Source organism: Vibrio sp. McD22-P3, assembly GCF_021568915.1.
Classification (GTDB): Bacteria; Pseudomonadota; Gammaproteobacteria; order Enterobacterales; family Vibrionaceae; genus Vibrio; species Vibrio mediterranei.
The window spans coordinates 185,354-206,503 of sequence record NZ_JAKGTN010000010.1 but is presented as its reverse complement, the minus strand read 5'-3'; the positions used below and the strand labels follow the sequence as shown (position 1 = coordinate 206,503).

At 43.2% G+C, this 21,150-nt stretch carries 12 protein-coding genes; all 12 read right to left on the bottom strand.

Annotated features, from left to right (window positions below; all coding sequences use genetic code 11):
* Nucleotides 1–3 precede the first annotated feature (3 nt).
* Nucleotides 4–720: a zeta toxin family protein gene (locus L2W36_RS13805; protein ID WP_236110298.1), complete on the bottom strand. Its 717-nt coding sequence runs from the start codon at nt 718–720 to the stop codon at nt 4–6.
* Nucleotides 720–2,762 carry a BREX-1 system phosphatase PglZ type B gene (pglZ, locus tag L2W36_RS13800; RefSeq protein WP_236110297.1) on the bottom strand — a complete coding sequence of 681 codons (2,043 nt, stop codon included), beginning with the start codon at nt 2,760–2,762 and terminating at the stop codon, nt 720–722. Before pglZ ends, L2W36_RS13805 begins: the two co-directional genes overlap by 1 nt.
* Nucleotides 2,762–4,567 (bottom strand): DUF262 domain-containing protein, encoded by a 1,806-nt coding sequence (locus tag L2W36_RS13795; protein WP_236110296.1) that lies wholly within the window; start codon nt 4,565–4,567, stop codon nt 2,762–2,764. The genes pglZ and L2W36_RS13795 overlap by 1 nt, the downstream gene beginning before the upstream one ends.
* Nucleotides 4,560–7,949, bottom strand: a complete 3,390-nt coding sequence (locus L2W36_RS13790) for an Eco57I restriction-modification methylase domain-containing protein (protein WP_236110295.1) — start codon at nt 7,947–7,949, stop codon at nt 4,560–4,562. Before L2W36_RS13790 ends, L2W36_RS13795 begins: the two co-directional genes overlap by 8 nt.
* A gap of 153 nt (nt 7,950–8,102) precedes the next feature.
* Nucleotides 8,103–11,576 carry a BREX system P-loop protein BrxC gene (gene brxC / locus L2W36_RS13785; RefSeq protein WP_236110294.1) on the bottom strand — a complete coding sequence of 1,158 codons (3,474 nt, stop codon included), beginning with the start codon at nt 11,574–11,576 and terminating at the stop codon, nt 8,103–8,105.
* Nucleotides 11,577–11,588: 12 nt separating this feature from the next.
* Complete coding sequence (locus L2W36_RS13780) at nt 11,589–12,134, bottom strand: BREX protein BrxB domain-containing protein (protein ID WP_086713495.1); 546 nt, start codon at nt 12,132–12,134, stop codon at nt 11,589–11,591.
* Nucleotides 12,134–12,913 (bottom strand): hypothetical protein, encoded by a 780-nt coding sequence (locus L2W36_RS13775; protein ID WP_236110293.1) that lies wholly within the window; start codon nt 12,911–12,913, stop codon nt 12,134–12,136. The genes L2W36_RS13780 and L2W36_RS13775 overlap by 1 nt, the downstream gene beginning before the upstream one ends.
* A complete protein-coding gene (locus tag L2W36_RS13770) occupies nt 12,906–13,793 on the bottom strand; it encodes a helix-turn-helix transcriptional regulator (protein WP_236110292.1) in 888 nt (295 codons plus the stop codon). Before L2W36_RS13770 ends, L2W36_RS13775 begins: the two co-directional genes overlap by 8 nt.
* Before the next feature lie 415 nt (nt 13,794–14,208).
* Entirely contained in the window at nt 14,209–15,654 is a 1,446-nt protein-coding gene (locus L2W36_RS13765) for a sigma-54-dependent transcriptional regulator (protein WP_236110291.1), read from the bottom strand.
* 2 nt (nt 15,655–15,656) lie between these two features.
* Entirely contained in the window at nt 15,657–17,189 is a 1,533-nt protein-coding gene (locus tag L2W36_RS13760) for a phospholipase D-like domain-containing protein (RefSeq protein WP_236110290.1), read from the bottom strand.
* A 12-nt stretch (nt 17,190–17,201) separates the two neighbouring features.
* Nucleotides 17,202–18,311 carry a hypothetical protein gene (locus L2W36_RS13755; protein ID WP_236110289.1) on the bottom strand — a complete coding sequence of 370 codons (1,110 nt, stop codon included), beginning with the start codon at nt 18,309–18,311 and terminating at the stop codon, nt 17,202–17,204.
* A complete protein-coding gene (locus tag L2W36_RS13750) occupies nt 18,308–21,037 on the bottom strand; it encodes a DEAD/DEAH box helicase family protein (RefSeq protein ID WP_236110288.1) in 2,730 nt (909 codons plus the stop codon). The genes L2W36_RS13755 and L2W36_RS13750 overlap by 4 nt, the downstream gene beginning before the upstream one ends.
* Between the last annotated feature and the right edge of the window lie 113 nt (nt 21,038–21,150).

The following is a 21,150-nucleotide window of genomic DNA, read 5'->3' as shown; positions in this document are numbered from 1 at the left end:
CCATTACTTATTTAAGCCAACGATGGCTTCTAAAGATTCGCGATTGTACTTTTTACGCAGAAGTGCGTCAATATCGCTTACGTTAAAATGAGGTCTTTCGTTCCTGCCGTCAATATTTTTCTCAATAAAAATGATATCAATTTGATCTTGGAAAAGCTTTTTCAACTCACTGACCACTCTTTGTGATTCCATAAACTGATTCACAAACACTTCTTCAGGAACCCTTCTACCCTCGACAATTTCTCTTGCTTTAACTAAACACCAAGCCTGCTCTGGCTCTTGGTAAACAAAGATAATAAGAACATAGCGATTACGTTTTAGAGAACGCTGAATGTTATCTTTAGCTTTTTCGAGGCTAGATAGCGTAGAGTCTAATATAAAACTAACATCCCTTTTTAATGCTCTATCATGAATCGCTTCTACTAAAAGAGTAGCAGGCCTTTGAAATAAGGGAGAATTTATTCCATCGTAATCCTCAAACTCCTTGCGTAACTCATCATTTTCTATATGAACAAGATCTACGCCAGATTCCTTCTTGAAGGTCTTAATCATGTTGCGAGCCGTTTCGGTCTTACCTGCACCTGGAGAACCCGCCATGAAAACCGACACGGCAGACTCCTCCTGAGGTAAGTGATCGACCATTTCTTTTGCAAGCTTCTTTTTGAGCTTCTTAGCTTCTTTAATCGCTTTTTCTGTGATCTGTTCTTCTCGAGATGACATTACTGAGCGTTCCTAACGTTTAATACAGGCGTCAAACACTCCTGTAATGACAGTCCACCATGATTATAGTGATCGCCCGACACATAGCCTGAGATACCAGGTGCCATAGCGATAGAAACACTCGGGTTCCAGAACCAAGGTACGACTAAGCCATCATATTGAACATTACTCTTCAATATCGCACAGCGACGTTGGCGGTTTGTTCCCAATGACTTGTGAATTTCACCTTTTGGTAAGCCATCTGGCACCCATAGCCAGCCGTGGTCTGTGACGATTTTGATGTGCTTCCACCCTGCGTCCAATAGACCTCGGATTCGTGCGACCACATCATCCAATACCTGCTCAATGTACTGTGGCATCTTTAACTGTTGCTTGTGACCTAAGTTATCTAGGTCTCCTGTTTGCACCCAGGCATAACCATTCGGTTCACCTGTTTCCAGTCCATCTAAGTATTGCCAGCCTCGCTCGGCAAGTAGCTTCTTGAGGTAGTGACTACTAAAAGACGCTTGTGTACTCGCTAGTGCAGGAATGAAGTCATCGTTGTCCTCTAAACCCGTTAGCAAATCAGCCAGCGGTGTTACTGCGGCTTTGGCTGTTGCTGTCAATGACGGGAGCGCAGACCATTGAGAAGTGAGATCGGTATTTACACCAATGGCTGAAAGTTTGTTCTCCAGTTGCTGAGCGGTATCGAAACGTAGCCCATCAACAAAGAAAATCACTTGGCTACCAACAGAGTAGTTTGCTGATGTTTCTTTTAACTGTTTATCTCCAGGGTAACCATTCAATCGGACTTGATCTTGGAAGTTAAGCGCTACCCTTTCCAACCACGGTGTGTATATAACAGCCAGCACATCAGCAACCAACTGCTGATGGTGAATATCTTTCGCTTTTGCCATCGCACTCAGCACTGCTGCATCAGCCTGCCAGAAACGACTGATATACAACTCAGCCATGCCCTCTGGAGAACCTGATGTAAATGGGATCTCTGTATGCTCAAGCACAATCGTAACTTGCTCTAAAATGTCTAACCAAGGAGAAAAGCCTAGCTGAGACCATATCCAATCTTGGCGCGATTGTTGGCCATTCCACAGTGCAGTGAACGTCTGCTTCAGGTTCTCACGATTACTGCCCGCAATTTGCTTAAATGCATCTTCAATAACAGATTCATCACGCAAGTTTTCGGATAAGTAATTTTGAGCGTCAAAAGCAAGCCCCGATGGTACTACTGTTTTTAGGCGGTCGACCAGTACAGGAAGATTACTTGCAGTCTCTTCAAATCGTTCCCATACGCCTTGCCACTCACCTTGAGCATCACAGAGCAGCTCCAAAGCAAGTGCCATATTCGCTTCGCTCGGTTCAAAACCGTATCTTGAAATGCAGGACTGGTTGAAAATATCCCACTTACTGCCTTGCCATTGCTCAGCTTTTTCGGTTGGGTTGTTTAACCATCCCAAAATATCTTTGATAGGATCATCGAGAACGATTGAGTAGAAATCTTCCGCTTCTAACTTTTTACCCATCAACTTCGTTGCTGGGGTTTCTAATAGATCGGGTAAAACCTTCAGTATCGCCTCTTGAGTTTTAGTGTCTTTTGCAAGATCGAATTCTAAACCGACTTTAGGATTAGTTAGAAATGAACCAACAGACCAGTCACGTCCTGCCGTGTTATACGCCCACCAGCAACCACGGTATTGCAGCTCAGCCAATGGTTGTAAATACTCAGGGCATTGCTCAATAGCTCGCAAATCTTTTCGCCCAACACCAGGAAGATAAATAATTGGCGTTTTATCTTCAGGTAGTTCGCACTCTTCTAGTTTTACGGCAATCGCACACTTAACCCAAATCGCAGGGCCTGTACGTTCTTCTGGCTTGTATTCACCGAGTTCAATAAGTTCAGGCAACTGTTGTTTTATGTATGGCATTGCGGATTGCCATTGGCAGTCAATGTCTGTCCACAAAATGGCAGCGGGTGCTACTTGAACTGATTTATTAAAAGTTGCAGAGTTTCGCAACTGCTCGATTAAATAATTAACGACTAACATTAAAGCCTTTCTTTGTTAGAAATTGGTAACGGGTACATCTGCAAAATCTGTTGCACAAGATCTTGCGTTCGACTGTCGATTTGCTCGACTGACCATGAATCAGCTCTAGCAAGCTCAGCATTGAGGTACAAACCATTATTGTATCCCACAGGGCTGCCTTTCTTCTCCTGTCTATCTCGCTTTTCAATAAAGCTTTTGTTTCCAAGCGTACTGTTGTACCCAGAAATAGTCAGATTACCGAGTTTATGAGCGTGTGTTTCCAAATACTGCTTCGCCAAAGCCTCATCACTTTGTGCGATCATATCAACCCAGCACTGAGGAATATTTTCTCCTTGCGGGAAGATATGCTCAATAGTCCAGACAAACTGCTTACCTTTTACAGCCCACAAGTTACGCTCCGTCTCTCGTGTCATCCGACTCTGCTCTAGGGCACACAATACATAACGACACACCGACTTATTATCTGCGTATAAATTGCCTGACAAATCACGTTTGAATGTTTCGTCATCAGCACTAACTCGGCTTAAGCTCATCGCCACCGCATCAACAATTTCATCCCCTTGAAGAGTTGGTATTACCCCAGTCAAGTCCATAAAGATTCGAGTAAGATCGCGAGTGGCAGGTCTGTCGGTTGTATTACGTCTAACAAAGAAAGCAATCAATAACTTGGTGATGTTTTCTAAATGATCAAATGACAGCCCTAGCTTTTCTTGCTTAGCAAAAAGCAGCATCAAAAGCAGATAAGAAGGCACCCCTTGAACACGTTCTAAATCTTCAAGCAAATAAGAAAGCCTTGGTTGCTCTGGAACCTGGTTATGGCAAATGATCTGCGCATACAACTCAGAATGCTTAATCATCTTAGTAAGAAATGTCTCTGCATCATGTGAGATAAGCTTCTCATAGACTTGCATTAGGTTCGACTTAGTCGCAACAGGAACACTAACTATGTCTTTCAACTTAGGCTTAAACGCATTGTAGTATTGCCTAAAAAAGCGCTCCTGAACGCCATAATCATCACCGAGGTAACCTAATACCTTCGTCCAATTATTGAAATGCTTGTCAATTTGGCCTTCATCATCACTTTCAAGCTTAGCAAGTAGCTTGTTTTTAATAAGATCAATCGCGGTAAGTGGTACACCTCTATTGTTCAATGATTCAAACAATGTGTACGCATCAGAATGACTTGCCACCTCAATCTTGACTAAGGTTGCAGTATTCACTTTTTCTATTAGTGATGTTAGCGCTGACACTCTATCGCTTGATTCTTGGAGATATTCCTCAATTCGAGAGCTGAAATGTCGGAAAGCTCGAACAATTCTCCGATTACCCGCATTTGAAGGGTAGTCGGCTTCTTTGAGTACGCCCGCTTGATTTAATACCCAGAAATAATCCTGCTGATTGCTATTTTGAACCTGCGGCACAATACGAGTCTGATCTGCATTGCTTTTCAAAATCAACTTGTGCTTCAAGTTATGAAGTTCGAGTTGTTGTTCAAATTCAAGTTCTACGTCAAGGTTCTTGAAGCATGAGTATATGGCTGCTTTAAGCAATGACAGAGTAGTCATTCTCTGTTGACCATCAACCAGCTCCAATGATTGTACAGCTAGTGCGTCAGTACTTTGATTGATACAGATAATAGAACCTAAAAAGTAGCTTGGATCATTGTCGAGCAAATCCTCAAATAATGTATCCCACTGCCATTTACCCCAAGTGTATTCACGCTGATACCTAGGGATAGCGTAGATGACTTTCTCATCTACGCTAAACAGGGCAGAAACCGCGTAGTTTTCTACCGACTTAATCATTCACTTGTTCCCTAGCCGCTTTCTTTTCAGCGAGCGTCAAGTGGTGATCGTTAATACGACTCCCCTCTTTCTCACCGTAGACTGGGCCAAGATCAAACCATGGAGCGGACGCTACATCTGTACCTCGGTCTTTTTTCCAGTGGATGTTTGGCTTACCACGAAGTACACCTGCGCCTTTTTTACCCACGTCTTTCGATAGCATAAATGGACGAATGTTCAAACGAACCCCATCATTCAGATCTGGGTTCCAACCAATTGGCTGCTCTTCTAACGGTTTCCAACGCACGAATATATCCAAGCCCTTTTCACCTGCTAGGATAGCTTCCAGTTGTTTTTTGAGGTTTTCAGCCGCGGTTAAGCGAATGTCTGCACCATCTTTGCCATCAGCTAAATCACGTTTCTGGGTACTGATCCAGTCATCCAGATAGGTGTAGATAAGGCGCTCAAGCCCTTTGTAATCGAGCTTATGGTAGTTAACCAGTGCTGAGAAGCCATCCTTCAAACCATCCCAAACTTGCCAAATGAATGGGCGGTGTTGGAACAGTTTAGAGTGTTGGTCAAAGAACTTGTCACGCAACCAGCTTTCTAGATCTTTCGCTTTTACGGCTTTAATAAGGTTTTGCTCGACTGAGCTTGTCCACTCGTCACCGTAAGCCTTGTGTAAAATTGCTTCTAAACGCTTAGCTGCGGTTTTCTCACCACGTACCGCAGGAATACAAACAATACCGTCATCATCAATCAAACCCGCAAAATCTGCGTTTTTCTTCATCACTTCACGCATTTCTGGAGCTAGTTCCATTTCAGAGTCAGATTCGGCGGGCCATCGATGACCAAGTAACCTAGCTAAAGCAACTTGAAGAACCGAATCATCTTGGCGCGGCGTACCCATCACAGTGATTTTCGATTCATCACACCACAATACTGATGCACTTGGGTGACCATGGAAAATCCATTGCGTTGGGTCGTTTATATATGGTTGTGGTAGTCCATTAGGGTACTCTTCTTCAGCAACCTTTTTCCATTTTTGTAACTCAAATGGAACTTTTGTAAGAGTCGCAGCTGTCACATTCATTTTTTGGTCAATTTTACGAACATTAGACTTGTAATCATCGGAGTTCACATAACACCATAATGACGTATATATTTCGGAAGAACTTGGGGCAATAGGACAAATATTATCGTCAAAGACTTCTCCTTGATACATGAAAGGTTGTAAGCTCATTTTGTTCACTGCCACACCGTGTCTCCCCCACACGGATTGGCCTCTCAACCAACAACCAAGTTGTGAAGATAGCGCTTTTGACTCTATTTTCTCTGTGCAAACTTTACTTCTACCAGACCAAATATCATTTGAAGAAGGAGAGTTTAACCATGGCACATGGTGATTTTCAATTCTATGTAACTCCCAATAATTAAGTAAAAATCTTGGAGCATCACCCGTTGTACTTCCTTTTCCATAATCAGCGTTAAGTTCCAATAAAGGGCTGTCATTCATGGATTCCAAAATAATACGTGAGTCAGGGTTATTTAACTGTTCCTTTTGCGACAAACATAGTGCCTGTTCGTCAACCAAGCCCTGTGCCTTCTCCGTCGGACTATTTTCCATAGATACATCCACGCTACAAATTAGGTTTTCTAAACTTTTTTGACTACGACTAACTCCAATTAAAACAGCCTTAACAACTTCGCCACTAATAGTTTCAAAAGCTCCAGGCCCTAAGCGAGCAATTATATTCCAGGTTTCACGTGTTAGTAACTTTTCTCGAAACTTCTTATAACTACTGAGGAATAACCAGTTTTGTGGGAGAACAATACTAGCTGTCCCTCCGTCAAGACACTGCTCCAAGCTGCGTTCGAAAAATATTGTCGCAAGATCATTTTTAGCCTCTGGATAGTAGCAATCACTATAGTCCTTTAACTTATCTTCTTGCTTACCACGGGCGAGATACGGAACGTTTGTAACCACCCATGAATATTTTTGCTCCAACAATCCTGCGGCTTTTGCCAATCCTTGAGCTAGCGCCACTGCTTGCTCACTTGCTTCTGATCTATTAACCATTGCCTGCTGCAATAGTGCCCAAGGCTGTACTTTAGAGTTCTGTAAAGCTCTAGTTGGGTCAACTAAGCTTCCCAAAGTTGGGGCATCTTTAAAGGTATGCTGCATCCATGCAATAGCATCTGTCAGCGCTTCATCGCCTTTTGCTAAATCTTTCCACTCTTTCTGTGCTTCAGTAATAGACATACCTGAACATGCTAACTGAAGCTCAGGTAATACACGGTAACCGCCAGCATTTGGATAGCGCCAAGCTTCTAAAGCCAGTGCAAATGCAGCTAGTTCTACACAGCGTTGGTCAAGTTCAAGACCATGAATGTTATCGCGCAGTACGGCGTCAATAGCTTGCTTCTCAGACAAACCTTCAAGTTGCATACGCATAGGAACAAGCATTAAGAAAACAGCCACTAAGAAGTGACCAGAACCACAGCAAGGGTCGAGAGTTTTTAACTCTGACAGGTGTTCAGGCCATTTCTCAAACCCACCTGCCGCAGGCTTCCACTGTTCGGCGTCTTCCTCTTTAGAGAAGCGGAGGTACTCTAGAGGAACCCCAGGAATAGCCGCTAACTCACGAAGCTCTTGTTCGTTGTTTGCGCGGATTAAATCATCTTGAGAAAGGCGTTTGTTTGCCCACCAAGCACCAAGTGCATTATCAAGTAAGAAGCTCACCATGTAAGGTTCAGTAAACAACTGCGTTACAGGGCTTAGTTCTTGCGCACCAATTTTCACACCTGACTTGTTAACTTGATCTTTCTTCTTGGTTTGCCAGAACTGGTAACACCAACCTAAGCTGTCTTGCGCTTGGTAGGTTTGAGAGTCTAGCTGAGCAATCAGACTTTCTAACTCTTCCACGCGGTTCATCGACAGCTTTATATCGAAAACAGGCGAATCAACACGGAAAATTTGTGGCAGCATTTTTTGAGCTAAGCGACCTGCCAACTCCCAACCGTCTTTACAATCTGGCTCTTCTTCTGCCAACTCAAAACATTCATCCAGTGTGACAGGCGTGTACTCGTCGTACATCAATAGATTGTTTTGCTCTAGGTAACGAGCAAACAGCATACGATGCCAGTGCTCATAGGCCATTTCGTTGATTAGTCGCTCAGTTTCTTGCTTGCCATCTTTTAATTTGTCACCGAGCTGACGAGCGTGGGCACGCAACTTATTACGTAGCGCACGTTCTTCTTCACTTAAATAACTTGGAGCTTGAGCTTCTGCCACACCCAAACGTTGTAGCGCTTCAAATACGGCTTGTTCTACAATATCGCGAGCTTTAACTACCGTATCTTCTAGCTTCTTACGCAGTGTTTTATCTAATGCTTGTCTCATATCGTTCTTCTTAATTCTATTAGTCTGCCCTACCTAAATAAGAGCGTTTGGACTATTGAGATAGTGTTCGTCAACCACAAACTCCAATTCGCCTAGGATAATACCTCCTAGGCGATATCCTTTTAGAAGTTAGCTTCTAAAAACAAAGTGATATTACTGTGGTACAACTGGCCCGTTTTCTAATTCTGAACGTAGCTCTCGCTCTATTTCAGCTAGCCACTTCTGCAAGTCATCTTCCGTTTCTAGCAATGGTTTATTGAGCTTGTAGTACTTCGTTTTAGGTTGAAGTTCACTGATCGCATCTTTCAGTACCGCATCGAAGATGCCAGGAAGCAAGGCGACTTTGTCATTCCATCTATCAAAGCTGGTTTCATCTAGCGAGTTGAATACCGAGTCCTCGTCAGCAATATTAATTGCTGGAATAACGTCTAAGCTGCGCTTCTTCAAAAACTCATTACGTTTTGCTTCATCAAGCTTTTGCCAGTTTTCATCTGCTAATAAGTCAGACATACAAGCGCGATGCTCTTCTTCATAGCGCTCACGATGTGCAGTTAGCGCGATGCGAAGTTCATTGGTCGCTTTGTCTAGCAATGGTTTGACTGGGCAAGGTTCAGATAACAAGCTTCGGTTAGTTACGATTGCCTGTTGTTCCTGTTGCAGCTCTTTGTATATAGCAAGTGGATAACAGTACTCCATCGCTTGCGTTAGCTTCTTCCATAGCTTCATACGAAGTTCAGCTTTATGCGCTTGCTCTTTCCACTGCTGGAACTCACTAATCAATTGGTCTTTGCTATCAAATGCTTTTTGCAGTTGGTCATTACCTGAGTACATTTCAAGATCTGATAGTAAAGCTGTACTTGGAGCCATAGGGAGTGGCGCGTCACCACCCGCACTGCGAGCCACATTTTTGGCATTAATAATCGCAAAAGGTAGCTTAGTTGCCTCTTCACCTGTGTTGCAGGCTTCTTCAAGCAAGGTAGAAACCACACCACGGACTTTAATAAGCTGAACTTTGGATAGCGTTACGTTTTCTGGTCGGAACTTAGTTTGTGTCACTGAGCTACGATCTAGACTTTTGGCATCAATCGCACGCTCTTGCACATCAGACGCTCGTAGCACGCCTGCCGCTAACATTGCATACAACGCACCATCTACGACATCTTTACCCCAACCGTATGGCGCATCATTGAAGTTGTCTCGAATGTCTTTACCTGTTTTCATTGCGCCAATGAAACGGTAAATCTCAGCACACACTGGTTGTTGATTTGCTTCTCCGTTGAAGCCTACCGCTTCAAGCGCATTTGGATCGGCAAGTTGGCTAGCTTGACTGTACACTTTTGCCCAGCCACGGCTATCTGCCATTTTGAATTTGTTGTAAAGGCGCTGACACGCTAAAGCACCTGCATTTTGAATTTGTTCTGCAAGTGTCTCGCCTTCAACTTCTTGACCACCAGCTAAACGCACTTGCATCTGTGAAAAGATATCGTTCAAATAGCCTTTCTTGGCACGCTCAGCTTCACTCAAACGAGTTTCCATTGCCTGTAAGGCGTCTTTACCCGCTTCTGTTGTTGCTCGACCACGAACCTCTAACGTGTTTTCTGCCGCTTTAAGTGCAACAATGGCATTCTTCAACTCACTACGGTGGATAGTTGGTACATAAACAAAGATGGTTGCACCATCTGGATCTGCGCCACGAGAAAGGTCGTTAAATTGCTTCTCGGTTTGTTCTGGTGCCCAGGCATAAATCCGTTTTGTTGCTTCATTTGGCAACTCTGAATCAAATGACACGTTGATCACTCGTGGCTCTGCTACTTCACCCTGAGTAATTCGAGCTTGAGCTACTTGCTTAGTAATATAACGTTGGATTTCTTTCGAACGGTACGCCTCTAATGTCTGAGGGTTACCCATAAGATCGTTTTCTTGGCGACGGAACTCGTCATACCAAGCTTGGCTTTCTACCGTCTGTAAGCTGAACTCGCGCCCCTGCGCTGTCTCGCGGGACATAATTAGGTGTTCATCTTCAAGCTGTTGCAGCATTTTAGGCACAAGCGGACGAAGCTTGTGTTTGTCGTTTTGTAGATCTTCTAATAGCAAGTCAGATAGTGTATCAACTGTTGCATAAATACCGTACTCCATCTCTGCTGGTAGCTTGCTAATCAGTAAGATCAGAGATAATAAACGACCTTGCAGTTGCGAATCTTCATCACCACCACGCTTACGGCTGATGGTTTCGTAAATCTCCTTAGAGATCACACCTGTTTGCAGTAAGTTTGTGGAGATCTGGTCATAAAGAAAGTCAGCAGGTACGACATAACCCAACTCTTTATCCGCTGTTGTCTTTAATGCTTCATGCACAACACGGAGTTGGTTACGGAGTTGCGAACCTGTACCCGTTCTGTCTAGCGCTGGTAAAATTCGTTCCCAGAAACGGCGGCGAACAGGTAGTAGTGGATAGTCTGGCACCATCCACTTCTCATCATCTTTATTGTGCTCAATGGTGCTGCCACGTAAGTGACGCGAAATCTCACCTAAATTATCATCGACAACCGTTTTAACTGCATTTTCTGCTGACGATTTTTTTTGTAGGATAACTTTGCGGATTACTGCATCTACATCTGTGTCTTCCAACTGCACTGGAACTTGGAAACGCCCCATTAGACGTTGCAGGTTTGCCATACCAGACAAGGCACTTTGACCTGTTGCAACGAACAATAGCTTTGACTTAAGTGCACTAGCGCCACTACAAGTTTCTACCACTTCTTGTACATCAAACGCTTTTTGAACGTTGTCACCGATGTACTGTTGCACCTCATCCAGTACAACTAGAGTTAATGGTAATTCGCCATCATTAGAAATGGCATCAAAAATCGCAGAGACCATCTCATCGTTGGTCACATCATCAATAATTTTGTATTGGGCGCGTAACATCTCGCGTACTTCTTTCATATCTGCGCCGATGCCTGGAATGGCTTGTAGAACCGCATCATGCAATATTGGAGATACGTGCAGGTTTTTAAGCTCTTTCGTCCAAGGGTCTACACCCTCTTTCACTTTTGCCTTAGCTTCAACAAATGACTTAACTTGTTCAAAGACACCTTCCGCTTTTAGCCACATGACAAAACGAGCAAGGTGATATTGCTCTGGTAAACCAGCAGACTTAAAAATGATACCAAGAAACGCCATGCGAACTTTATCGCCAGCACCTGCACCTAACGTACCTGAAGCTGCATAAAGGCCACCGTTACCCGCCGCAATAGATGATAGCTCATCAAAGTGCTTCGCAATGTGCTCTGGTAGGTCTGCGGTTGAGCGAGCATCAGAGCCGTTGTTTAGCGTTTGGTTTGTCCAGAGAGTGCGCAACATTTTAGCAAGGTGAGATTTACCTGAACCGAAGAAGCCACTGATCCATACCCCTGGCTGTTCATTGTTTGTCTTAAACGCTGACAAATAGTTGCTCAGAATGCTGTCCATGCCTTTGGCATATGCACCATCACAAACGAATGTACGCAACTCATATTCAAGCGTATCTAGCGCACCTTTAGACAGGTCATCCTTTACTTGAGCAACCCCGTTGTTAGCCAAGCGACTGCTAACAGGATCGTTTACAAAAATTTCGCGGTTTAACATTGAATAAAGCCCTTATGACGTTGCTGAAATGGCGGTTGCGTGATATCCCCAACCGTCTTTCGCATCTAATAATTGATAGTTGTTGTTTTGTACTTCACCAGGGAAGAAGACGACTAAACGCCCTGTCACCTTTTCAGCTAAAGATTCGACGACCCCCGACACAGATGCGAATCCAAATAGAGTGCCGCAGCCAAGAAGAGCAATGACTCCATCTTCTGTTTGATTTGACTCGACTTTATTGGTCAGTTCTTCGACTAGTTCATCGGCGAAGTCATCGTACAATCCTTTAAGATACTCAGGATCTTCAAAGTAGGTTTCTTTGTAATCTTGATCCGACATCCAGTTTTCGAAACTATGAGTCAAATCTAGAAGTTGCCAAGGGTGGCTATGCTTAACACATGCTTGTTCAAACTCTTCGACACGCGCACGAAGTTTTAGCTCATCTTCTTTGTGGTAGACCAGAAAGATGGTTCGCTCATCAGCAGAAACCGCCACTGGCCATGGAATACTAATGTGTTTTTCAAAGCTTGTTAGTAGCTTGGATAATCGATCTGACATCATTTGTCCTCAGATTCGTTTAATTCAGGCATGACTAGGCCAGGGAAAGTTACTTCAACGACTTCACTTGCCTGCTTGAAGTTAATCATTCCTCTTAGCGATGCTCTATGTGCTAGTTCAAACAATCGTTCTTTATCTTGAGCCAACATACGACACCAAAAACTATCGAATAAACGTTGCCCGCTTAGCCCATGGCAGTGGGCTAGAAATAGAGCGTATGCGACATTCACATAGCTCACTTCTGGGATTTCTCGATACTTCTTTGCTCTACCTGATAGGTATCCTGCTTGAGTCCAGGTTCCATTAATGTTTTGTGCGAAAGATTTTAGGGATGCCGCACTGAAACGCTCAGGGTCATCTTTGGATAGAAAGGTCTCCATTGTCTCTCTAGACAAATGTTGACCAGGTTCTAGGTTTAAAATCACTTCAGCAGAACTACGCAACAATGGGTCTCTGGCTACAGCAAGTTGCAACGCTAGAATCGATTGAGATCCTTCATGCTGCTCCCACCACTCTCGAAAGACTTTAAAGAGGAAGATATCAGGTGACAAACCATACATTGAAGCCAGAGGTTGGAAACTGTACTTACGTGCATTTTCACTTGGTTTTTGAAGGACATTGAATACTTCAATATCTTCTCTGTAGTCTTCTAAGGTAGCGTTTTCAGGACGTCCAAATAATAAGATCTTTAGCTCTTCGATCATCATACTGCGAGATGTATGGGCACCACTATTACCGAACTTAAAACCCAGAGCTTTCAGGTAAGCTTGATTATTCATTGTTATTACCTTCATAACCAGGGGCTAAACTGGCGGTCTCAACACCATAAATAACTGCATTTTCTTCTAGTGCTAAATGGTATTGCTGTGGGTTTAATTGATAAGTACTTGAGCAATCCACATTCCATTGGTTTAGTAAATATCCTGCCAGCGCAGCACGGCATTCAACTTGAAGCTTGCCATGAACCATACCGTAATCAAGTTCTATCGCTTCAGGGTGTTTTGCCGTTGGATGAGGAACAAAGGTTAAATCAACAATGCGGTTCCACTGCTTGTCTGCTGAAATCGATTCTTTGACACTATCGATTTCATTCGGAGCAAGGCTCGCGGATTTTATGCGAGTAAGAACAAAATCACGAAAAGAACTTGTCGAACGATCATAAGCACGAACATGCCAACGACTGCCGTTATTCGCAAGGCTATGAGGCACAATTGTTCTGGTTGAGTTACCAGAACTAAGGGAAACGTACTTAATCTTGAGAGCCATTTTTTGGTGTATGGCACGCATAACTGCCGACAGGATATCAGTCGAAGGTTTGTTCAACTGTTGAGGCTGAATACAAACTTGGCTGTTTTCCAGTTGACTCGCCAATCCATCACCAAAACCTCTAGCAAGACTCACTAATACGGTATCTGGGTCATGGTCAAACAGAGGCACAAATTGGTCTGTACGATGATAAGACTTTGATTGATGAATTAGCTCTAGGTTGCAAGGAGCAAACTCTTTATAAGTGGCGAAGTCACGAGTTGCAGCAGCTAAACCTGTTTGGAATTTAGCGATGAGATCGGCTCTAGCAATCTCACCAAAGTAGCTCAAACTAAAATCGATAAACGCCAAGCGTTCTCTTTGAGCATGAGGTAATTGGTCGAGTTTTTTCATCAGAAACTTCTGTTGAGAATATCTGACGGCAAATGTACTCTAAAAGCAAGCATGGAGCAATCAAAATGATTAGATGATGTGATAAGAAAAACACCTGATTTTTTACTTTGACTTCATTTTTTGATGTTGTCCTCGCTTCGCGAGAAAGCAGCCCAGTTATATGCATCATCACAAAAGGGATCAGTACGACGCTCAAACTTACTGTACACGTGAATGTAAAACAACAACCAACGCCGTAATCACATGCTCAGCCCCCCCCCTCTCACATCATAAAAGTGGCTAACCTGCTGGCGAAAGCCAGGCCAAATTTAGAACGACACTTCAGCCAGTTGCAATATTGGGAAAGATTGGATGTATTTCCTCCCTTTTAGCACCCACCCAGTACCTGCAATACATCGACAAGTAAACAATGTATTTAATTGCCTCTCATATATTTTTGTAGCGTTTTTTGATCCACCTTTAATGATTCAGCAGCTTTAATCCATGTCCCAAACTGCTTTTTGGCTGCGACTGCAAATTCCTTATGAAACGCTTTGGTTAGCTCATCCTTAGTTGTACCTGATAGGTCACCAAAGGTGAATCTTGTTTCTGAACTATCATCTTGGATAACCTGTTCGACTAGCGAAGCCAATGAACTTGAGATTGCCGACTCTGTATCTTGGGCACTTAAAAACGCACACGTCATATATGCCAGCTTTTTTAGGTCACGCAAGTTACCTGGCAAATGTGAAGAGTTAAAAAACCGGATTAATTCATCTGAAACTGGAGCAGCCGTAGGTAGATTAGGGTTAGTATTGACTTCCTGCCAGATTCTTTGCCAATCAGCTGAAAGATCTTCTCTGCATACTCGAAGTGGAGGAATGGCTACAGTAAGCATAGATACACGATCAAAAAAATCAGCATCGAGCACAGTAGCCAATTGCTTAAGCGATTTGTTACTCGCACAAACTAGCTCAAAGTCAGATGTTTCCTCAGTGTCGCTTCCAACGGGGCGAAAACTGTGGTGGTTATCTTGAAGCACTCTAACCAGCTTTCGTTGAACTGAATTTGGTAAGTCTTGGATCTCGTCCAAGAACAATATTTTGCCATTTGCTTCTTTCAAAAGCCCCTTGCGATCCTTTTCAGCCCCAGTGAATGCACCTTTTACGTGGCCAAACAACATACTATCTACTACGTGAGAATCTAATCCACCACACGCTAGGGTAACCACGGACTTTTGCTTCACTTTGCTGACAACGGTTTCAATCAACCTCGTTTTCCCAGTGCCACGCTCACCTAATACAAGTAAAGGAGCTTTAGGAACCGAAGAGAACTGCTTTAACGTTTGCAATGCATCCTGCCTTGCTTTTGATTTAGGGTCTAAATCATAAAGGGCGTAACCGCCCTCTGAACTTGAAATAGCTGAGATCTCTGCAAGATATGTGTTTACGCTGAAGTCAACTTTAGCAATGCTAGTTCTTTTGGTATCGGGGTTATATTGTGATGACCAGAGAACTGTTCCCTGTGGAAAACGCCCCCGAGCATGAAGAATCAACCAAACCGCATGCATCGCCGGTGTTCCCGGCGAAACATTGATATGAAGATGTTGTTCAAGATTTAGCTCTGGAATAACCTCAGATTCTATTGCGTGATAAATTTCGTTGTGATTAGCTGGGTTCTCAAGACCTAAAGTTCGAAAGCTGAGCTGTATATCGCCAAATTCATGCTGCTTATATAGAGCATTATCATCTGCTGACTGAGTTAGTACTATTACTTTGCCAATAGAAACTTTACGGTTCTTAAGCCGCTTTAACGCTTCATCTAATACCTCAATCCCAGCTCTTTGGGAGTGCCAACAAAGCAGAGTGTTATTTATATCCACAGTTACACCTCCAATACGATTCGGGCATTTGGCAACTCACTTTGCTTCAGCCTTTTTGCCATGGCAAGTTCGGGCTCTTGGCGAACTGTAATAGCTAACTGTTTTTTTGTCAGACGAATAACCTTTGGCTCATAACTTTTTCTAGACGCCCCTGTATCCTGCTTTTTAGAAGCTTTATCCTTCGCTGTTGAAGGTCTAAAATACTCTGGACTGGTGTTAGTGATAACAGGCGGCTCTATACGCCATTTATACTCAATCTTGTGAGAGGTATTTTCCCGCCAGTTTGCATTGGGTATTTGGGGTTGTTTATCCATATCAGACAAACAACCTGCTTTTATAGGCGATAACTCAACAACCTTTACTTCGCTAACTGAATACTTCTTGAATACATTATTTTCCCAAGCTTCAAAACCACCAGAAATCATCCCTAGACTCATATCTGTGTTTAATACATTGTGGCTATTAGTTAAAAACACATCTAAGCAGTTCATCAGTTCTGTTACCTGAGTACCAGTGACTTTCACACCTAACTCAAAGCCTTGATCCATGCCATGCGTTTGAAAATTGGCTGACATCACCATGCCATGCATTCCATCTACTACAATCGCTTTCGCATGCAGCCATTTAAAACACATCACTGATGCACCCGCCTGTTTCATAGCCAATAGCGCTGGCATGGCTGCGGGTCTTTGGCGGGATAGAACGGTGACTTTTACCCCCGACTTCGCACGTTCACATATTGCCTTTACAAGCTTATGATCCTCATGCCATCCAAAACTTGATATGATGAGTTCTTTATCCGCTTTATTAATCAACGCTAATGCGTGTTCCCTAATTTGAGCGTCCTCACTAGACGTGACTAGTATTTCAGTCAATTTTCTTGGGTACTCGACGTTTCCCGGCGACTTGTATGCTGAGAATTCACCACGGTTTGTCATGTGGTGCTCCGCACTCTCGAAGATTGCCCAACGGAACACTTTCACGAGCTCATCTATTTGATACTGTGAAAGCGAGACCCCTAACTCTTCATTACGTTTAAGTGCTTCTTCTGTAAGGTTTGCCGTTAATAGTAACCCTTTCGCATTACCGGTTTCATGTAATGCGTCTATGACAACAGCTTTTGCATGGAAATGTGGCGCAGATGCAAAGTGAACATGTCCAGACAATTTGTTTAACATTTCCTTATGCTGCACAAGACACTTTTTACCAAAGTCATCATCAGGCACATCACCATCAAGACGAGTCTCACATGCCAATAGTATGTACACACGAACTTTTCGCTTAGCAGCTTTTAGGACCGCCGATTCGACATTCTCATCAGCAAGCAAAAACGTACTAAGAATAACCGAGTGCTCAGCATTATCGATTAATTCGACAACCCTTGATTGCAGTTCATTGCAGAACAAAGAGCTGTTAATAGGCTGCCAATCAGATACCTGTTTTGGTACAACAGGTAAAAGCACAGGGGGCAACTTGGTATTTGATTGATCAACAATCTTGGTTTCTGTTTTAGTAAACTTTTCAATTAGATTCATCACTATTATTCCTTATAGGTTCCAGTCATGGGCAGCAATCACATGCCAGGTATGCTGATCTTGCTGGTCTTCTTCAATCCAAAACTGATTTGCCAGTTCAGCCCTATCAGGTAGTGTGAAATCCCAACCTTTAAAAGGTTCGAGTGCTTTTTCTCTCCAAACTTGGTACTTGTTATTGGTGGCGTACGTATTGATATTTTTATCTAATCTCCATTCTGCCCACTTTATAGCATCCGACTCAGTAAATGCTGATATCGATAGATTGGGTAACTTCATAGCATCGAACGAGCCCAACTTGGGAACAGAGGGGCTTTTTACGCTTACCGAGCGTTTCATATTGATTCGCTCAGATTCAGTTGTCTTTTCAAAAGCTACAGACAAGATTTCCGTTTGTTCATCCCATTGTTCAAGCAAGCCCTCACTATGTAGAAGTACTTTCAAAACTTGATGGCGGCTGATTGATTCAACCCGACGTGAAAATATAAGATCCTTTCCACGCTTTACATCGATATTGCCATCAGTCACATTCCACTCGATGTGATACGGTTTTCCTTGAGGTGAGATGCGCTCACCTTTAAGTTCAATTTTGTCCACGCGCACTTCCGCTCCCCCACCTATTGGTTGTTCTTGCAAACCAACGAGTTCCTTAACGGATTGAGGTATCTTCAACATTTTATCAGCTCGCGCTTTTAAGCTATGACGGTTCTTCCCAAGGCCGATTGACGCTGCACTTGGTTCCTTATGCGCCTCAATTGTCAAAAGTGGATGAGGCAATAAAGGCTCATCACAAATACATAACTTCCAGCATCCATCTGTCGGAACTAAAACATGGTCTCTGTTTAATGCCGTTTCCCCAGCTTCAGTCAATGTATATTTGCCTCGAATTGATTCTGCTAGTCCATATAATCGACAAAGATTAAGTAACCTTTCAGCGACGACACTACGCCCAAATTTGTCTCCAAATAAGTGTTCAGAGCAGTCGGTAGAATTCGCATTCGGATAATCGTGGAGGAATTGCAGCACGCAGTTAATTTCTGGGCGACTATCTGCCAGTGCTATTTCACCCTGAATGAGCCACGTTTCTGTTTTTATTTCTCGTTTTAGTATGATGTCCTGGCTCATAGCGCCCTCTGTGATTCAGTCTCGATTGTTGTAGACCAGTAAGAATTACTCGCAAAAGTACCTAACACACCCGATGCCTTTTGCATTGCAGAGCGGTTTCCGTACACAATGAGCTGATGCTTGGCTCTGGTAATTGCCACGTTCATGCGATTTGGGCTCTCGAGAAAATTCGTTGGACGATCATTTGCAAAGCTAAGCAAGACAGAGTCTGCTTCATGTCCCTGAAAACGATCTACGGTACATACCTGAATATCAATATACGGCGATGATTTTTCACCTCGATAGAAGTGCCTTACTCCGTGATGATTTCCCGTCCACTTTCGTAAAGCTCGACGTATAGCTCGCTCTTGCGCCCGATAGAAAGTCAAAACAGCGACTTCCCAAGACTTTTGTTGGTTTTTCTCGATATTTGGGTTTGATTTTGCCCAAGAATCAAAGCGACTTAATTCTTTTAATATTTCGTCTACTTCAGCGGTAATTTCACCTTCTTTGCCTTTTCGACCTTTAACGTCGTGCCATATACAACGATGTGAGCCGTTTCTGTAACCCCAGTTGCGCTTTTCAGCCTGTCCATCTGGGCTATGCAAGGCTTTTTCATGGTATATATGTACTCGGGAAAACTCGGCGATATCTGGATGCATCCGATGCTGGTAAGTAAGCCGTATTTGTCGTTGATTCAAAACACTGATAGGAAGCCCATCAGACAATGCAGTCCCTTTCTTTTGATACTCTGTACGCTCAAATCCAACTTGCAGAGATTCAAGGATGGAAGGTAATGCGATCCTACGCACCCTGTCTATTGCTGTGAACGTATCTTTTTCTGAGTCAAATGGTAGTAGCGCTTTGATATCCTCCTTTAACTTGTTCGCAGTTTTAGAACTTCCGGTAGATTCCGAATTTAGGCGCTGTTCGTACATACGCGCCAATCGCCAAGCTAAATGAGATTCCCAGCTATCGGTTTCGGTTTTGATTTTCTTGCGAGTTAATCTCGAATTGGCTGCCACTCGCATTTCTAACTGTTTAGGTAAAGTCGGCAGTCCCCTTATCATCGTCAAATCTAATGGCAGATGATTTACATTCTGAGCAATGAACGCTTGCGAACCAATAACGATAGATGCGTAAGGGAGATCTATTTGCTGCTCTTTCGATGATGCAACCAATACATTTTTGGCCTCTGCTTGCCGATGATAAAAATCAATAGACTTACTATCGCCAGTGCAAACTAAGGATACTTCTCGCTTCTGACTATTGCTTTGTTGAGCAGAGAAAACATCAGCGCACGCTTCTCTTTGATACCTATCCGGTAAGCATGGTTGCAAGTTTACTTCTGTAGCTTCGTCATCGACATAAGGTGAAAGCTGTTTTGGATCACCCACCATGACCCAACGCTTGGCAAGCACAGCTGGCACCAAAAACTCTTGAAAAGTCGTTTTTGAAGCTTCATCAATAATCATCACATCGAAAAGCGGTGATGTTGATTGCTTATTTTTGATGTCAGGATGCTGAAGTAGACCAATTGTTGTCCCACAAACTAGATTTGCAGCCTCAAGAACTAGACGTTCAACAATATATTTTCCTTCGTCCAATTTGTTTTTGAGTAGCTTCTGGCTGTCTGAGATATTTGGTTGATACTGAAGATGTTTCAGCAATCTCGTTCGCTCAGTTTTAACAAACTCTTCCAATTGCCATGGTTTTGCCTTTTGAGAGACACTGGATTTATCTCCGATCCGCACTGGTAGAACCATATCCCGATACATGTTTTCATCAGACATCAGTCGCTCAAGAACATTATCAACAGCAACATGAGTTGATGCACAAAGTAAGATCCGTTTACCTCGCTTTATAAGTTGAAGGATCAGTTCGCAAATTGCTGTTGTTTTGCCCGATCCTGGTGGTCCCTCTAGGAAAGCAAAATCTGGCGTATTGAGTGCAATATTTACAAATTCACGCTGCTGAGATGTTCCCTCTCTTGTATCATCCGTAAGAACGTAATACTCATCGCTAAATATGTGTTCGTCATAAAGAACGCTGGGCCATTTAGCATGTTCTTTACCTTCAAACAGCCTTAATAGAGGGAGATGATGAATAGAAGGAGTGTCTTGTAAACTTTGCAATGCATTAATCTGACACTTTATCTGGTATGTATTTGGACGAATAACCAAATAGTCGTGTTTAGGCAAGCGATCCACTAGTAAGCAGTCATTTTCTACATTTCTGTCCAGGACTGAAATTGCGTTGGATTTATTAAATCCCACATTGCCTGGCGATTTCCCAGTCAAATGCCAACCATAGCCGTCCGGGCACTCATACGACGACAACCCACTACCTAATTCACTCGCAATTTCTTCCGCGTGCTCCTCAGTCGTATAAGCCATTTTAGGCTTACCGTGACTTCTACAGTTTGGGCATTCCCTAGCCGCACTACCTACAGCTTTCCATCTTGCAGGGCTGGCTTCGTATACAGTATCAGTACTCTCATCTAAAAAGAGCTTTAAGTTTTTTTCAAAATCACCGCAGTTATCAGCAGGCTCAACTAATTGTATCCATACTCCATTTTGAGCATCATCCAGCTCTTCCCAAGCTATAGCTTTAACAGCATTAGTACTTTCTAGGTATTTTCGAGTGGTATCTAGGTACTTATAAAACTCTCCTAGACCACTCACCGCTTTACCAAGCAGAATGTCTGGCCGGTGAATCCCTAAGTTTGCATATCTCAATAACGCCATGTTTCTTCCTATGATCCAATTTACTGTCATCCCTAGACATCAAGCATCATGCCAACTACCTTAACAAAATAAAGTTCAACCATTTCATATAGTAAAATCGACATAGATTTATA

Bases quoted from the DNA above. Each gene is read 5' to 3' on its own strand.
- L2W36_RS13805 (WP_236110298.1), bottom strand. From the start codon at position 720: ATGTCATCTCGAGAAGAACAGATCACAGAAAAAGCGATTAAAGAAGCT.
- L2W36_RS13775 (WP_236110293.1), bottom strand. From the start codon at position 12,913: ATGAATAATCAAGCTTACCTGAAAGCTCTGGGTTTTAAGTTCGGTAAT.
- L2W36_RS13770 (WP_236110292.1), bottom strand. From the start codon at position 13,793: ATGAAAAAACTCGACCAATTACCTCATGCTCAAAGAGAACGCTTGGCG.
- L2W36_RS13755 (WP_236110289.1), bottom strand. From the start codon at position 18,311: ATGAGCCAGGACATCATACTAAAACGAGAAATAAAAACAGAAACGTGG.
- L2W36_RS13790 (WP_236110295.1), bottom strand. From the start codon at position 7,949: ATGAGACAAGCATTAGATAAAACACTGCGTAAGAAGCTAGAAGATACG.
- L2W36_RS13760 (WP_236110290.1), bottom strand. From the start codon at position 17,189: ATGAATCTAATTGAAAAGTTTACTAAAACAGAAACCAAGATTGTTGAT.
- brxC (WP_236110294.1), bottom strand. From the start codon at position 11,576: ATGTTAAACCGCGAAATTTTTGTAAACGATCCTGTTAGCAGTCGCTTG.
- pglZ (WP_236110297.1), bottom strand. From the start codon at position 2,762: ATGTTAGTCGTTAATTATTTAATCGAGCAGTTGCGAAACTCTGCAACT.
- L2W36_RS13750 (WP_236110288.1), bottom strand. From the start codon at position 21,037: ATGGCGTTATTGAGATATGCAAACTTAGGGATTCACCGGCCAGACATT.
- L2W36_RS13795 (WP_236110296.1), bottom strand. From the start codon at position 4,567: ATGATTAAGTCGGTAGAAAACTACGCGGTTTCTGCCCTGTTTAGCGTA.
- L2W36_RS13780 (WP_086713495.1), bottom strand. From the start codon at position 12,134: ATGTCAGATCGATTATCCAAGCTACTAACAAGCTTTGAAAAACACATT.